The sequence below is a fragment of the Isoptericola halotolerans genome (assembly GCF_013149785.1).
Taxonomy (GTDB): Bacteria; Actinomycetota; Actinomycetes; order Actinomycetales; family Cellulomonadaceae; genus Isoptericola; species Isoptericola halotolerans.
On the sequence record NZ_JABEZU010000005.1, the window covers coordinates 19,865 to 34,228 of the forward strand.

Genomic DNA, 14,364 nt, shown 5'->3' on the forward strand with positions numbered 1-14,364 from the left:
GCCCGACGGCGTAACGTGCGTCACGTGCAGACGATCATTCTCGTAGTACTTCCTGAGCGCGCCGGCTGAGGCCACGCACAGGCTTCGTCAGCGCGCTCACCCCTCGTCAGTCCCACGCACCGGGACCGGGGGGTTTTTCATTGCACGGATTCCTTGGAACGACCCCGATCGAGCGGCAGGAGAGACCCCATGGGCCAGCCGAACCCGACCCCAGCCCAGGTGGCTGCACGGACCACGCCCCGCGGTGTCGACCGCGTGGTCGGCGAGCAGGTCACCGGCGCCGAGTCGATCGTCCGGTCGCTCGAGGCCGTCGGGGTCGAGAACGTCTTCGGCATCCCGGGCGGTGCGATCCTGCCGACCTACGACCCCCTGATGGACTCGGCCAAGGTGCGCCACATCCTCGTGCGGCACGAGCAGGGCGGTGGGCACGCGGCGTCCGGCTACGCGCACGCCACCGGCAAGGTCGGCGTGACCATGGCGACGTCCGGACCGGGGGCGACCAACCTCGTCACCCCGATCGCCGACGCCAACATGGACTCCATCCCGATGGTCGCGATCACCGGGCAGGTGGCCGCGCCCGCCATCGGCACCGACGCCTTCCAGGAGGCGGACATCGTCGGCATCACCATGCCGGTCACCAAGCACTCCTACCTGGTCACCGACCCGGACGAGATCCCGCGCACCATCGCCGAGGCGTTCCACATCGCCTCGACCGGGCGCCCCGGCCCGGTGCTGGTCGACATCGCGAAGTCGGCGATGCAGGAGCGCACCACGTTCTCCTGGCCGCAGGAGCTGGCGCTGCCCGGCTACCACCCGGTGACCAAGCCGCACGCCAAGCAGGTGCGTGAAGCGGCCAGGTTGCTCGCCACGGCTCGACGCCCCGTGCTGTACGTCGGCGGCGGCGTCATCCGCTCGGGCGCCTCGGCGGCGCTGCGCCGGCTGGTGGACCTCTCCGGTGCCGCCGTCGTCACCACGCTCATGGCTCGTGGCTCGGTGCCCGACTCGCACCCCCAGCACCTGGGCATGCCCGGCATGCACGGCACCGTGCCGGCCGTGGCCGCCCTGCAGAAGGCCGACCTGGTCGTCGCGCTGGGCGCCCGGTTCGACGACCGTGTCACCGGCAAGCTGTCGAGCTTCGCCCCGCACGCCGCGATCGTCCACGCCGACATCGACCCGGCCGAGATCGGCAAGAACCGCGCCGTCGACGTCCCGATCGTCGGTGATCTGCGCGAGGTGATCGAGGAGCTGGTCCCCGCGCTGCAGACCGAGCAGGACCGTGTCGGCAAGCCCGACGTCGAGGCCTGGTGGCACCAGATCGACACGTGGCGCGAGACGTACCCGCTGGGCTTCTCCGCGACGGCCGACGGCCACCTCGCGCCACAGCACGTGATCTCCCGCCTCGGCGAGATCGCCGGACCCGACGCGATCTACGTCGCCGGCGTCGGCCAGCACCAGATGTGGGCCGCGCAGTTCATCCGGTACGAACGCCCCAACACGTGGATCAACTCCGGCGGACTGGGCACCATGGGCTACTCGGTGCCTGCGGCGATGGGGGCCAAGGTCGGCGAGCCCGACCGCGACGTGTGGGCGATCGACGGCGACGGCTGCTTCCAGATGACCAACCAGGAGCTCGCCACCTGCGCGATCAACGACATCCCGATCAAGGTGGCGCTGATCAACAACAGCTCGTTGGGCATGGTCCGCCAGTGGCAGACGCTGTTCTACAACCAGCGCTACTCCAACACCGACCTGCACACCGGCCACGGCACCGTCCGTATCCCCGACTTCGTCAAGCTGGCCGAGGCGTACGGCTGCGTCGGCATCCGCGTGGAGCACGAGTCGGAGGTCGACGACGCGATCAAGAGGGCGAACGAGATCGACGACCGTCCCGTGGTGGTCGACTTCAACGTCTCGCGCGACGCGATGGTCTGGCCGATGGTCGCCGCGGGCGTGAGCAACGACGACATCCAGTACGCGCGGGGCATCTCTCCCGCCTGGGACCGCGAAGACTGAGTGAGGACTGAACCATGTCGCGACACACCCTGTCCGTGCTGGTGGAGAACAAGCCCGGCGTCCTGACGCGGGTCGCCGGTCTCTTCGCCCGCCGCGCCTTCAACATCCACTCCCTCGCGGTCGGTCCGACCGAGCACCAGGAGATCTCGCGCATCACCGTCGTGGTGGACGTCGACGAGCACCCGCTGGAGCAGGTCACCAAGCAGCTCAACAAGCTCGTCCACGTGATCAAGATCGTCGAGCTCGACGCCGAGGTGTCCGTGCAGCGCGAGCTGCTCCTGGTGAAGGTCAAGGCAGACGCCTCGACCCGGTCCGGGGTGCTGGAGGTCGTGGAGCTCTTCCGTGCGCACGTCGTCGACGTCGTGCCGGACACGGTCGTGATCGAGGCGACCGGGACCGCCGCCAAGCTCGATGCCCTGCTGGCGTCGTTGGAGCCCTACGGCGTGCGTGAGATCGTCAAGTCCGGGACCCTCGCCGTCGGGCGCGGGTCGCGGTCCATCACCGACCGGGCCCTGGACCGGGTGCGCAGCGCCTGAGACGCTCGCGCCACCCGACGCCGCCGCTCGGCATCATCACCAGCACCATCAAACCCGACACCACCCCGACGTGAACCACCCGAGAAAGAGGAGCACCACCGTGGCCGAGATGTTCTACGAGGACGCCGCCGACCTGTCCATCATCCAGCAGCGCAAGGTCGCGGTCATCGGCTACGGCAGCCAGGGCCACGCCCACGCGCTCAACCTGCGCGACTCCGGCGTCGACGTCCGCGTCGGCCTGCGTGCCGGCTCGGCGTCGCAGCAGAAGGCCGAGAACGAGGGCCTCAAGGTCCTGCCCGTCGCGGACGCCGTCAAGGAGGCCGACGTCGTCGTGATCCTCGCGCCGGACCAGGTCCAGCGCGACCTCTACCGCGACGAGATCGCCCCGAACCTGACCGAGGGCACCGCCCTGGTCTTCGGCCACGGCTTCAACATCCGCTTCGGCTACATCAAGCCCGAGGCCGGCCACGACGTGCTCATGGTCGCCCCCAAGGGCCCGGGCCACCTCGTGCGCCGCGAGTACGTCGACGGCCGCGGCGTGCCGGTGATCGTCGCCGTCGAGCAGGACGCCTCGGGCTCTGCCTGGGACCTCGCGCTGTCGTACGCCGCCGGGATCGGCGGACTGCGTGCCGGTGGCATCAAGACCACCTTCACCGAGGAGACCGAGACCGACCTGTTCGGTGAGCAGGCCGTGCTGTGCGGCGGTGCTTCGCAGCTCGTGCAGTACGGGTTCGAGACCCTCACCGAGGCCGGCTACCAGCCCGAGGTCGCCTACTTCGAGGTGCTCCACGAGCTCAAGCTCATCGTCGACCTCATGGTCGAGGGCGGCATCGCCAAGCAGCGCTGGTCGGTCTCCGACACCGCCGAGTACGGCGACTACGTCTCCGGGCCCCGCGTCATCTCGCCCGAGGTCAAGGAGAACATGAAGGCCGTGCTCGCGGACATCCAGTCGGGTGCCTTCGCCGAGCGCTTCATCGCCGACCAGGACAACGGCGGCCAGGAGTTCAAGGAGCTCCGCGCCAAGGGCGAGGCGCACCCGATCGAGACCACCGGTCGCGAGCTGCGCAAGATGTTCGCCTGGATCAAGCCCGCTGACTCTGACTACCAGGAGGGCAGCGCCGCTCGCTGACGCCACCCCTGTCACGAGCGACGCGTGCGGCCGCCACCCCGACCCCGGGGCGGCGGCCGCACGTGCGTGCGCGGGGCCGCGCGCACGTCGTGCAGAGCGCGCGGCAAGCGCGCCGTCGACGCCGTGGCCTGGCAGGATGGCCGCATGACGCACGACGACGCGACCACGGGCCACCTCCCACCCACCGGAGGGCAGCCGAGCCACGACCCCGGCAGCGGTCTGCCGCCGCTCGACGACACGGTGCAGGCCGAGCGCATCACGCGGTTCTGGGACACGGCACGCCCGAGCGCCGGCAGGACGAGCCACGGGGGAGCGGTCGGCGAGCGCGCGGAGAACGTGGTGCCGCCGCCGGCGTGGGCCTTCGGCGACTCCCCGGACCTGGCCGACGGCCTGCTGGAGCTGGTCCTGGCGGGTACCAAGACGGCGACGGCGTCCCTCGTCGTCGAGTACGAGGAGTCGGCGGAGCAGATGCCGCGCAAGGGCGACCTCTCCATCCTGCTCGACGGTGCCGGCGACCCCCGTGCGTTGATCCGGACCACGCAGGTCGACGTCGTGCCGTTCGACCAGGTCACGGCGGAGCACGCCTGGGCCGAGGGGGAGGACGACCGGACGCTGGAGGCGTGGCGTGAGCAGCACGAGCGGTACTGGCGACGCACGCTGGCCGGCACGGCGCACGAGTTCGACCCGGCGCTGGAGGTCGTCTGCGAGCAGTTCAAGGTGCTCTACTCGGAATGAGACGACCGGCACCCGGGCCGGAGGGAGGGGACGACGATGTCGCTGCGGTGGTACTCGACGGTCGTGGAGTCCACGGATCCCCGCGCGCTGGCAGGCTGGTGGGCCGAGGCGCTCGGCTGGCAGTTCGCCCACGAGTCCGACGACGAGTGCGTGCTGGTGCCGCCCTGGGCGCGTGAGCTCGTCGAACAGCTCGAGTTCCACCGGGTGCCGCCCGGGATGGTGTTCGTCCGCGTCGAGCACGAGAAGTCGTCGAAGAACCGGCTGCACTGGGACTTCGCGCCGCACACGACCGACGACCGGGAGGCGGAGATCGACCGGCTCGTCGCGCTCGGTGCCACGGTGATCGACGTCGGTGCGCCGCCGGAGGCGAGCTGGACGGTCCTGGCCGACCCGGACGGCAACGAGTTCTGCGTGCTGTCCTCGCGGGAGTACTGACGCCCGCCTGGTTCACATCGTGGGACGAGTGTCCCGCATCCTGGCCGCGGATGCGTAGGATCTGTCCATGACGCGCAACATCGACCTGGCAGTGGTGGCAGGAGACGGCATCGGGACCGAGGTCGTCGAGCAAGGGCTCGCCGTCCTGGACGCGGCTGTCGCCGGATCCGACCTGAAGATCTCCACCACGGAGTTCGACCTGGGCGCGCGTCGCTGGCACGCCACCGGCGAGACGCTCACCGACACCGACCTGCAGCGGATCCGTGAGCACGACGCGATCCTGCTCGGCGCGATCGGTGACCCGTCGGTCCCGTCCGGCGTCCTGGAGCGCGGCCTGCTGCTCAAGCTGCGGTTCGCGCTCGACCACTACGTGAACCTGCGGCCCGGCAAGCTCTACCAGGGCGTCACCAGCCCGCTCGCCGCCCCGGGCGAGGTGGACTTCGTCGTCGTGCGCGAGGGCACCGAGGGTCCCTACGTCGGCAACGGCGGATCCGTGCGCACCGGCACGCCCCACGAGATCGCGACCGAGGTGTCGGTCAACACCGCCTTCGGCGTCGAGCGCGTCGTCCGCGACGCCTTCGCCCGGGCGCAGGCTCGTCCTCGCCAGCACCTGACCCTCGTGCACAAGCACAACGTGCTGGTCCACGCCGGACACCTGTGGCGGCGCACCGTCGAGGCCGTCAACGCCGACTTCCCCGACGTCACCACCGACTACCTGCACGTGGACGCGGCCACCATCTTCCTGACGACGAACCCGTCGCGGTTCGACGTGATCGTCACCGACAACCTCTTCGGTGACATCCTCACCGACCAGGCGGCCGCGATCACGGGCGGTATCGGCCTGGCCGCGTCGGCGAACATCAACCCGGACCGCACCGCGCCGTCGATGTTCGAGCCGGTGCACGGCTCGGCACCCGACATCGCCGGGCAGGGCAAGGCGGACCCCACTGCCACGGTGCTGTCGGTCTCGTTGCTGCTCGACCACCTCGGCCTCGCGGACGAGGCGCGCCGGGTGGAGGCGGCCGTGGCGGCCGACCTGGTCGGGCGCGGCGCCACGGTGCGCACGACGGCGGAGGTCGGTCGCGACCTCGCCGCCCGTGTAGCGGGCTGAGCACGGGCGCGATGCCAGGAGGGGCCGGAGGCCCCATCTCCTCGGATCGGACCGGTGCTCGTGTAGGCCACGGCGGTGGAGCCGTGGAAGACTGCAAGCGTCCGCACGTGAAAGGGTCCGCAGAGATGACCAGCACCGAAAGTCCCGCCATCCTCCCGGCCGAGCTGGAGGACCTCGTCGCCCTGTTCGACGTGGAGCCCTCCGACTCGCCGACTCCCGACGCCGAGCGCGAGGCAGCGCTCGCCGAGCCACGGTTCGGCACGGTCTTCACCGACCACATGGCACGGGTCACCTGGCACAAGGACTCCGGCTGGCTGAACCGCCGGATCGAGAAGTACGGCCCTCTCCAGCTCGACCCGGCGACCGCCGTCCTGCACTACGCGCAGGAGATCTTCGAGGGGATGAAGGCGTACAAGCACGACGACGGCTCGGTGTGGACCTTCCGACCGGACGCGAACGCGGCACGGTTCGCCCGCTCGGCCCACCGGCTCGCCCTGCCAGCCCTCTCGGTGGACGACTTCATCGGGTCGATCGCAGCCCTCGTGCGCACCGACCTCGCGTGGGTGCCGAGCGGCGTGGACTCCAGCCTGTACCTGCGGCCCTTCATGTTCGCCTCCGAGGCGTTCCTCGGGGTGCGGCCCGCCGCCGAGGTCGAGTACCTGTGCATCGCCTCGCCCGTCGGCCCGTACTTCGCCGGCGGCGTCAAGCCGGTGTCCATCTGGGTGGCGGAGGAGTACCACCGGGCCGGCCCGGGCGGGACGGGGGACGCGAAGTGCGGCGGGAACTACGCCGCCAGCCTCCTGCCGCAGACCCAGGCCCAGGAGAACGGCTGCGACCAGGTGTGCTTCCTCGACGCCGGCACGAACAGCTACCTGGAAGAGCTCGGCGGCATGAACGTCTTCGTCGTGATGGCCGACGGCAGCGTGCACACCCCTGAGCTCACCGGCTCCATCCTGGAGGGCGTGACCCGCTCGTCGATCCTCCAGCTCGCCGCCGACCGCGGACGCGACGTCGTCGAGCGCCGGATCCCGCTGGCCGAGATCGTGGCGGGACTGGCCGACGGCACGGTGCGCGAGGTCTTCGCCTGCGGCACCGCCGCCGTGGTCACCCCGATCGGCCGGCTGGCGGGCGGGACGTTCGACCACACCGTCGCCGACGGCGAGCCCGGTGAGCTGACGATGCAGATCCGTACCGAGCTCACCGACATCCAGTACGGCCGTGCCGACGACCGGCACGGCTGGATGCGTCGCCTGGCCTGAGGGAGGGCGGTGCGCCCGTGACGACGCAGGTCACGCTCGAGGAGCTGAACAGGACCACGCTGGCCCGGCAGCACCTGCTCGAGCGGGCCGCCGGGTCGGTCGCCGCGGTGGTCGGCGACGTCGGCGGCCTGCAGGCGCAGCACCCCGAGATGCCCTTCACCGCGCTGTGGTCACGGCGGTCGGGACCCGTCACCGACCTGAGCTCGGCGCTCACGGACCGGTCCGTCGTGCGAGCCACGGTCATGCGCTCGACGCTCCACCTGGTCCCCGCGACGCGCTGGGCCGACCTCGACGTCACGAGTGCCGCCGAGCGGCTGGCGACCTGGCGTCCCAGCGCGCGGAGGGCGGGCGTGGACCTCGTCGAGCTCAACGCCGCGGTCCGGGAGCACTGCCGGCACGTACCGCGCACCGTCGACGAGATCGAGGCGTTCGCCGCCACGCGCCACCCCGGTGTCGACGCGTCGGCCGCCGTGCCCGCCGGCGTGCGTCGCGCGTGGTGGCGCCTCGCCTCGGCGGGCGGCGGCCTCGTGCAGGTGCCACCCACCAGCATGCACGAGAGCCGCGGACCGGCTTCGTACGCCGAGGGGAGCACCTGGTGCGACCTCACCGACGACAGCGCCGACGTCGACCGGGCCCGGGTGCACGTCGTCGTCGGCTACCTCCGAGCCTTCGGACCCGCCGCCCGCGCGGACATCGCCCACGGCCTCGGCATCCGCCGGGCGACGCCGCTCAAGGCGGCGCTCGCCGAGATCGGGCCCCGCGTGCTCCGGGGGCCCGGCGGGGTGGAGCTGCTCGACGTGCCCGACGGCGAGGTGGTCGGCGCGGGCACACCCGCGCCGGTGCGCTTCCTGCCGCGGTGGGAGCACCTGCTGGTCGCGCTGAAGGATCGCGCGCGCCTCCTCGACGACGCCGGCCGTGCCGCGGTCTACCGCCGCAACGGCGACGTCCTGCCGACCTGGTGGGTCGGCGGTCGGGTCGCCGGCACCTGGTCCGTCGAGAGGGCGGGGGACCGTGCCGAGCTCGCGCTGAGCACCGCCGACGGCGTCGGACCGGTGCCGCGCGACGAGGTCGAGGCGGAAGGCCGCTCGCTGCTGACGTCCCTGGTCGACGACGCGAGCGAGCTCACGGTCAGGTGGGGGTGACCGCTCCGCGCAGGGTGCGGCCGAGCACGGCCCCGAGCATCGACGAGACCGCGAGGCCCAGGACGACCCACACGAGCGCCGTCATGGCGCCCGCGAGCGGGTCCGGGTTCCCGGCGAACGGGAGGACGGCGAGGATCACGGTCGTCAGCCCGACGAGCCACCCGAAGAACATCCGGGGCCGCGGAGCCACGACGACCAGCAGGTGCAGCACCACGGCCGCCAGCAGGGCGAAGACCGCCCCGGCACCCGCCCACGAGGCGTCGTCACCGGCGCCGATCGCGTCCGGCGGCGCGTACAGGCCGATGTCGAACACCTCGACGAAGATCACCGACGCCGCGAACCCGATCAGTGCGCACACCAGCACCGTCGCCGCTGCACCGGCCCAGTAGCGTCCTGCGTCGAGCCGGGGTCGTGCTGGTCCGGCAGGCTCGGCGGGCTCCCACGAAGCCTGGCCGGGAGGCGGGAAGACGCCGGGAGGCTGCTCGCCCGGGTGCACCGGTTCCTGACGCCGCGTCGGGTCCTGCGCACCGTAGGGTCGCTGGGGATCGCTCACCGTCGTCCTCCTCGTGTCGTCGACACCCCTAGCCGACCACATCCGCGGCCGTCTCACCTGCCAACACCCCGGTCCGGCGCGGATCGACGGGTCCAGGAGGCGGACGGCCGGTGACCTCAGGGGGCGGCTGTGGCACTATGTGAGGCATGACTCGCGTCCGGCAGGCTCACCACCTCTGCTCCTGCCGCATTAGTTAGCGCGTCCGGTTCACCTGACCGGACGCGCAGACCTTCCGTACCCGGGAGGTCTTTTTTGTTGTCCAGATCTGTTGCCCGCATCGAACCCCCACGGGAGCCACCGATGGCCGCCGCCCCGTTCCACGTGTACGACACCACCCTGCGCGACGGTGCGCAGCAGGAGGGGATGAACCTCTCCGTCGCGGACAAGCTGGCGATCGCGCCGCTGCTCGACGAGCTCGGGGTGGGCTTCATCGAGGGCGGCTGGCCGGGCGCGATCCCGAAGGACACCGAGTTCTTCCGCCGGGCCGCCAAGGAGATCGAGCTCCGGCACGCCGTCCTCGCGGCGTTCGGTTCGACCCGCAAGGCCTCGACCCGGGCGTGGGACGACCCGCAGGTCCGGGCGCTCGTGGACTCCGAGGCGCCGGTGGTCACCCTGGTCGCCAAGTCGGACGTCCGTCACGTCGAGCGAGCCCTGCGCACCACGCCGGACGAGGGCCTCGCGATGATCCGCGACACGGTGGAGTTCCTCGTCGGCGAGGGGCGCCGGGTGGTGGTGGACGCGGAGCACTTCTTCGACGGCTACCGGTTCGACCCGAGGTTCACGACGGCGGCCGTCCGGACGGCGTTCGAGGCCGGGGCCGAGGTGGTCGCGCTGTGCGACACGAACGGCGGCATGCTGCCGAACTGGGTCGGCGACATCGTCACCGAGCTGCGGGAGTCGCTGGGGATGGCGCACGGCCGGGACGCCCTGCCGGGCGAGAGCCTGCTCGGGATCCACGCGCACAACGACTCCGGCTGCGCGATCGCGAACACGCTCGCCGCCGTCGACGCGGGGTGCGCGCACGTCCAGGGCACCGTCAACGGGTACGGCGAGCGCACGGGCAACGTGGACCTGGTGGCGGTGGTGGCGAACCTGGCGCTCAAGAGCGGGGTCTCCACGCTGCCGGGTGACGGCCTGGCCGAGTCCACACGGATCGCGCACGCCGTCGCGGAGATCACCAACATCGCCCCGTACGCGCGCCAGCCCTACGTCGGTGCCAGCGCCTTCGCCCACAAGGCGGGGCTGCACGCCAGCGCGATCAAGATCGACCCGGACCTCTACCAGCACATCGACCCGACGGCTGTCGGCAACGACATGCGCATGCTCGTGTCCGACATGGCGGGGAGGGCCTCGATCGAGCTCAAGGGTCGCGAGCTCGGCTTCGACCTGGCCGGCCAGGCAGACCTGTTGACCCGTGTCACGAACCGGGTCAAGGAGGCCGAGGCGCAGGGCTACACGTTCGACGCCGCCGACGCCTCGTTCGAGCTGATCCTGCGCGAAGAGCTCACCGGCGACCGGCCGCACTACTTCCGGATCGAGTCCTGGCGCGCGATCGTGGAGACCTCCGGCGGTCGCAGGGGCGGGGAGCCGAACGCCGACCGCCGGGACGCCGAGGCGCTGGCCGAGGCCACCGTCAAGCTGCACGCCGGCGGCGAGCGCATCGTGGTCACGGGCGAGGGCAACGGGCCGGTCAACGCGCTCGACCAGGCGTTGCGGCACGCGCTGACCCGGGTGTACCCGCAGATCGACAGGTTCGACCTCGTTGACTTCAAGGTGCGCATCCTGGACGCCGAGCACGGTACCGACGCCACCACACGCGTCCTGGTGGAGACCACCGACGGCCACCGCACGTGGTCCACCGTCGGCGTCGGTCCCAACATCATCGAGGCGGCCTGGGAGGCGCTGATCGACGCTCATGTCTTCGGCCTGGTGCACGCCGGCGTCGAACCTCGCTGAGCGAGGGCCGGGCCCGCCGCGCCGGTCAGGTCGTGCCGGGCGCCATGCGGTGCTGCTGGACCGCGTCGTAGGTGTCCTTCAGGGCGGCGGACGTCTCGTCGTACCGGCGTTGGGCCACCCGCACGAACAGGAAGTCGACGACGGCGAGCTGGGCGATCCGGCTCGACAGCGCCCCCGAGCGGAACTGGGCCTCCCGCACGACCGTGCACAGCACCACGTCCGCGATGCTCGCCAGCGGCGAGGACGGGTCGTTGGTGACGGCGACGGTCGTCGCGCCCCGCGACCGGGCGAGGGTCAGGACCTGGTGGGCCTCGATGGTGCGACCGGTGTGGGACACCGCGAGGGCGACCGAGCCGGGGCCCAGCAGGGCGGCGGACTGGAGCTGCTGGTGCGAGTCCACCGGTGCCACGCAGACCAGGCCGATGCGAGCGAGCTTCTGGGCGAGGTCCTGGGCGGTGAGGCCGGAGGACCCGACGCCGTAGACGTCGACGCGGTGGGCGTCCGCGATCGCGGAGACCGCCCGCTCCAGCGCGTCGAGGTCGAGCATCCGCGCCGTCTCCTCGATGGTCCGTGCCTCGTGGAACGCGATCTTGGACACCACGTCGGTCGCGTCGTCGGTCAGCGTGATCTCGCCGGCGGCCACCCCGGAGCGTTCGTGCTCGGCGGCACGGCGGCTCGTCGTCCGGGCCAGGTCGATGCGGAACTGCGGGTACCCCTCGTAGCCGACGGATCGGCAGAAGCGCACGACGCTCGCCTGTGAGGCACCGGCAGTGCGGGCGAGCTCGCCGATGGTGGCGCCGACCGCCGCGGACGGGTCGGCCAGGACGGTCTCGGCGATCCGGCCCTCCGCCGGTCGCATCGCCGGCAGCATCTGCCGCAGGCGGACCAGCAGGTCGCGCGTCTCCGCTCGGTCGGGGGAGGGCTGAGTGGTGGTCACCGCCCCAGTGTGGCACCGGCGGTGGCGGGGCGCGGGCTACGGTGGAGGGGTGCACGGACAGTACAAGGTTCCTGGCGGAAAGTTCGTGACGGTCGACCTGGGCGTGGACGACGGCCGGTTGGTCGACGTCCGTCTCTCGGGCGACTTCTTCCTCGAGCCGGACGAGGCCCTCGGGGTGATCGACGCCGCGCTGACGGGCCTGCCCGAGACGTCGTCGACCCGTGACCTCGCCGGCGCGGTCGACCGCGCGCTCGAGCGGGCGCAGGAGACGGGGGAGCTGCCCGGTCCGGTGGCGCTGGTGGGCTTCGACGCGTGGGCGGTGGGCGTGGCGGTCCGCCGCGCGCTGGGCCTGGCCACGAGCTGGGAGGACCACAGCTTCGAGGTGCTGCGACCGGGTCCGTTGCCACCTCGCACGCTGGCGGCGCTGGACCAGGTGCTCACCGAGGAGCTGGCCGAGGGGCGCCGCGGCCCGACGTTGCGCTTCTGGGACTGGACGGAACGGGCCGTGTTCATCGGGTCGTTCCAGTCGTTGGCGAACGAGGTCGACCCGGTGGGCGTCGCGGCGCACGACGTCACGGTCGTGCGCAGGATCTCCGGCGGCGGTGCGATGTTCATGGAGGCGGGCAACTGCGTCACGTTCTCCCTGGTGGTCCCTGCGTCGCTGGTCGACGGGCTCAGCTTCGAGCAGTCGTACCGGTTCCTCGACGACTGGGTGATCGGCGCGCTGGGCGAGCTGGGCGTCGAGGCGTCCTTCGCCGGCATGAACGACGTGGCTTCCCCGGCAGGAAAGCTGGCCGGGTCGGCGCAGAAGCGGCTGGCCGGCGGCGCCGTGCTGCACCACATGACGATGGCGTACGACATCGACCACGACAAGATGCTCGAGGTGCTGCGGATCGGCCGCGAGAAGCTGTCCGACAAGGGCACGCGCAGCGCGAACAAGCGCGTCGACCCGTTGCGCTCGCAGACGGGGATGGCACGCGACGCGGTCGTCGACGCCTTCGAGAAGTACTTCCGGTCTCGCTACCGGACCCAGGACTCCGTGCTGCGTCCTGAGGAGCTGGAGCGGGCCGAGGACCTGGTCCGGACCAAGTTCGCCACCGAGGAGTGGATCCACCGGGTGCCCTGACCCGGAGGCCGTCCCAGGTCACTGCCAGGTCACGATCCGGGGAGGGGCTTCCCTCTGCCCATGTTTGGCATTATTCTCCTTGCGTACAACGACGTGTGAAACTCACTTTCATGGAGGACGCGATGCGGCGGCACTTCAGCACCCGGGCGACGACGGCAGCGACGGCGGCGGTGGTCGCGCTCGTCGCCGCGGGCTGTTCGGGACCCGACGGCGGCGGGGAGGGCGGCGGTGCGACCGACGCCGAGGGGCAGACCCTCGACGTCTGGATCATGCAGGGCACGAACCCCAGTGCGGACACCTTCTTCGACGAGGTCGGCGCCGCGTTCACGGCGCAGACCGGTGCCGAGCTCAACGTCGACTTCATCGAGTGGGCCGACGCGCACGACCGGTTCGTCACGTCGATCGCCGGCGGCACCACGCCCGACGTCGCCGAGACCGGCACCACCTGGACGCCGGAGTTTGCGGACGCGGGTGCGCTGGCACCCGTCGGCGACCACGTCACCCAGGCCGGGCTCGACGGCGACCTCGTCGAGGGCCTCGTCGACGCCGGGACCTACGAGGGCGAGCTCTACGGCATGCCCTGGTACGCCGGCGTGCGCGCGCTCGTCTACAACACGGAGATCTTCGACGACGCGGGGGTGGAGCCGCCGACGTCGTGGGCCGAGCTCGAGTCCGCCGCGCAGGCGATCCAGGACGAGCACCCCGACAAGATCGCCGTCGCCGTGCCGGGCGACGCCGAGTTCACGGTGTACCCGTGGGTGTGGGGCGCCGGAGGAGAGGTCGCCACCCTCGAGGGGGAGACGTGGACCTCACAGCTCGACAGCCCGGCCTCTCAGGACGGCCTGGCCTTCTGGACCGGGCTGGCCGAGCAGGGCCTGTCGTCCGCGGGCGCGACCACCTGGCGCGAGACCGACGTGCTCGACGCCTTCGCGGCGGGCGACGTCGGGATGGCGGTCATGGGCTCGTGGACCCCGGGCGCCATCCTCGAGGCCAACCCCGACATGGAGGGCAGGTTCGCCGCGGTACCGATCCCCGGGCAGGACGGCGGGATCGCCCCCTCGGTGCTCGGCGGGTCGCACCTGAGCATGTTCTCCACGTCCGAGAACCAGGACCTGGCCTTCGCGTTCATCGAGCTCATGACCACCGGGGAGTTCGCCGAGAAGTGGGGCGAGCAGGCCGGCTACTTCCCCGGCCAGACGTCCCTGCTGGACGAGACGCTGGAGAGCACGGACCCGTTGGTCGCTCCCTTCGCCGAGCAGTTCGTCGACGGCGGTGCCTCCGTCCCGGTCTCGCCGGCCTTCGGCGCGGTCCAGGCGCGCGCGACCACCTCGACGATGATGCAGTCCATCCTCTCCGGCAGCTCCGACGTCGCCACCGCCAGCCGGAGCGCGGCCGAGGAGATGACGAGCCTGCTGAACGGCGGCAGCTGACG

The 14,364-nt window shown here is 71.6% G+C and carries 13 protein-coding genes; 11 read left to right on the forward strand and 2 right to left on the reverse strand.

The window, feature by feature from the left end; all coding sequences use genetic code 11:
* Nucleotides 1-189 precede the first annotated feature (189 nt).
* The 8 genes from HDG69_RS16955 (at nt 190) to HDG69_RS16990 (ending at nt 8,360) form a co-directional block, all read left to right on the forward strand.
* Nucleotides 190-2,013 (forward strand): acetolactate synthase large subunit, encoded by a 1,824-nt coding sequence (locus tag HDG69_RS16955; protein ID WP_171785028.1) that lies wholly within the window; start codon nt 190-192, stop codon nt 2,011-2,013.
* Between the two features lie 14 nt (nt 2,014-2,027).
* Entirely contained in the window at nt 2,028-2,549 is a 522-nt protein-coding gene (gene ilvN / locus HDG69_RS16960) for an acetolactate synthase small subunit (protein WP_171785029.1), read from the forward strand.
* 100 nt (nt 2,550-2,649) lie between these two features.
* Entirely contained in the window at nt 2,650-3,678 is a 1,029-nt protein-coding gene (ilvC, locus tag HDG69_RS16965) for a ketol-acid reductoisomerase (protein ID WP_343036521.1), read from the forward strand.
* A gap of 144 nt (nt 3,679-3,822) precedes the next feature.
* Nucleotides 3,823-4,413, forward strand: coding sequence for an ASCH domain-containing protein (locus HDG69_RS16970; protein ID WP_171785030.1), 591 nt, complete (start codon nt 3,823-3,825; stop codon nt 4,411-4,413).
* A gap of 36 nt (nt 4,414-4,449) precedes the next feature.
* Entirely contained in the window at nt 4,450-4,848 is a 399-nt protein-coding gene (locus HDG69_RS16975; RefSeq protein ID WP_171785031.1) for a VOC family protein, read from the forward strand.
* 67 nt (nt 4,849-4,915) lie between these two features.
* Nucleotides 4,916-5,959: a 3-isopropylmalate dehydrogenase gene (locus HDG69_RS16980; RefSeq protein WP_171785032.1), complete on the forward strand. Its 1,044-nt coding sequence runs from the start codon at nt 4,916-4,918 to the stop codon at nt 5,957-5,959.
* A 125-nt stretch (nt 5,960-6,084) separates the two neighbouring features.
* Nucleotides 6,085-7,218: a branched-chain amino acid aminotransferase gene (locus tag HDG69_RS16985; protein ID WP_171785033.1), complete on the forward strand. Its 1,134-nt coding sequence runs from the start codon at nt 6,085-6,087 to the stop codon at nt 7,216-7,218.
* 17 nt (nt 7,219-7,235) lie between these two features.
* Nucleotides 7,236-8,360 carry a DNA glycosylase AlkZ-like family protein gene (locus HDG69_RS16990; protein ID WP_171785034.1) on the forward strand — a complete coding sequence of 375 codons (1,125 nt, stop codon included), beginning with the start codon at nt 7,236-7,238 and terminating at the stop codon, nt 8,358-8,360.
* Here the strand turns inward: HDG69_RS16990 and HDG69_RS16995 are convergent.
* Nucleotides 8,347-8,913, reverse strand: coding sequence for a hypothetical protein (locus HDG69_RS16995; protein ID WP_171785035.1), 567 nt, complete (start codon nt 8,911-8,913; stop codon nt 8,347-8,349). The genes HDG69_RS16990 and HDG69_RS16995 overlap by 14 nt on opposite strands.
* 300 nt (nt 8,914-9,213) lie before the next feature.
* Here HDG69_RS16995 and cimA point away from each other — a divergent pair, with 300 nt between their 5' ends.
* The gene (gene cimA / locus HDG69_RS17000; RefSeq protein WP_171785036.1) at nt 9,214-10,869 is read left to right on the forward strand and encodes a citramalate synthase; all 1,656 of its coding nucleotides are present in this window, start codon (nt 9,214-9,216) and stop codon (nt 10,867-10,869) included.
* 25 nt (nt 10,870-10,894) lie between these two features.
* Here cimA and HDG69_RS17005 read toward each other — a convergent pair whose 3' ends face one another.
* Nucleotides 10,895-11,806 carry a MurR/RpiR family transcriptional regulator gene (locus HDG69_RS17005; protein ID WP_343036495.1) on the reverse strand — a complete coding sequence of 304 codons (912 nt, stop codon included), beginning with the start codon at nt 11,804-11,806 and terminating at the stop codon, nt 10,895-10,897.
* 49 nt (nt 11,807-11,855) lie between these two features.
* Here HDG69_RS17005 and lplB point away from each other — a divergent pair, with 49 nt between their 5' ends.
* Together lplB and HDG69_RS17015 are read left to right on the forward strand one after the other, a co-directional pair.
* Nucleotides 11,856-12,932 carry a lipoate-protein ligase small subunit gene (lplB, locus tag HDG69_RS17010; protein WP_171785037.1) on the forward strand — a complete coding sequence of 359 codons (1,077 nt, stop codon included), beginning with the start codon at nt 11,856-11,858 and terminating at the stop codon, nt 12,930-12,932.
* Between the two features lie 110 nt (nt 12,933-13,042).
* Nucleotides 13,043-14,362: a sugar ABC transporter substrate-binding protein gene (locus tag HDG69_RS17015; RefSeq protein WP_246256763.1), complete on the forward strand. Its 1,320-nt coding sequence runs from the start codon at nt 13,043-13,045 to the stop codon at nt 14,360-14,362.
* Nucleotides 14,363-14,364 lie beyond the last annotated feature (2 nt).

Coding starts and splice junctions, on each gene's coding strand:
- HDG69_RS16975 (WP_171785031.1), top strand. CDS start 4,450: ATGTCGCTGCGGTGGTACTCGACGGTCGTGGAGTCCACGGATCCCCGC.
- ilvN (WP_171785029.1), top strand. CDS start 2,028: ATGTCGCGACACACCCTGTCCGTGCTGGTGGAGAACAAGCCCGGCGTC.
- HDG69_RS16970 (WP_171785030.1), top strand. CDS start 3,823: ATGACGCACGACGACGCGACCACGGGCCACCTCCCACCCACCGGAGGG.
- HDG69_RS16955 (WP_171785028.1), top strand. CDS start 190: ATGGGCCAGCCGAACCCGACCCCAGCCCAGGTGGCTGCACGGACCACG.
- HDG69_RS16980 (WP_171785032.1), top strand. CDS start 4,916: ATGACGCGCAACATCGACCTGGCAGTGGTGGCAGGAGACGGCATCGGG.
- HDG69_RS16985 (WP_171785033.1), top strand. CDS start 6,085: ATGACCAGCACCGAAAGTCCCGCCATCCTCCCGGCCGAGCTGGAGGAC.
- cimA (WP_171785036.1), top strand. CDS start 9,214: ATGGCCGCCGCCCCGTTCCACGTGTACGACACCACCCTGCGCGACGGT.
- HDG69_RS17015 (WP_246256763.1), top strand. CDS start 13,043: ATGGAGGACGCGATGCGGCGGCACTTCAGCACCCGGGCGACGACGGCA.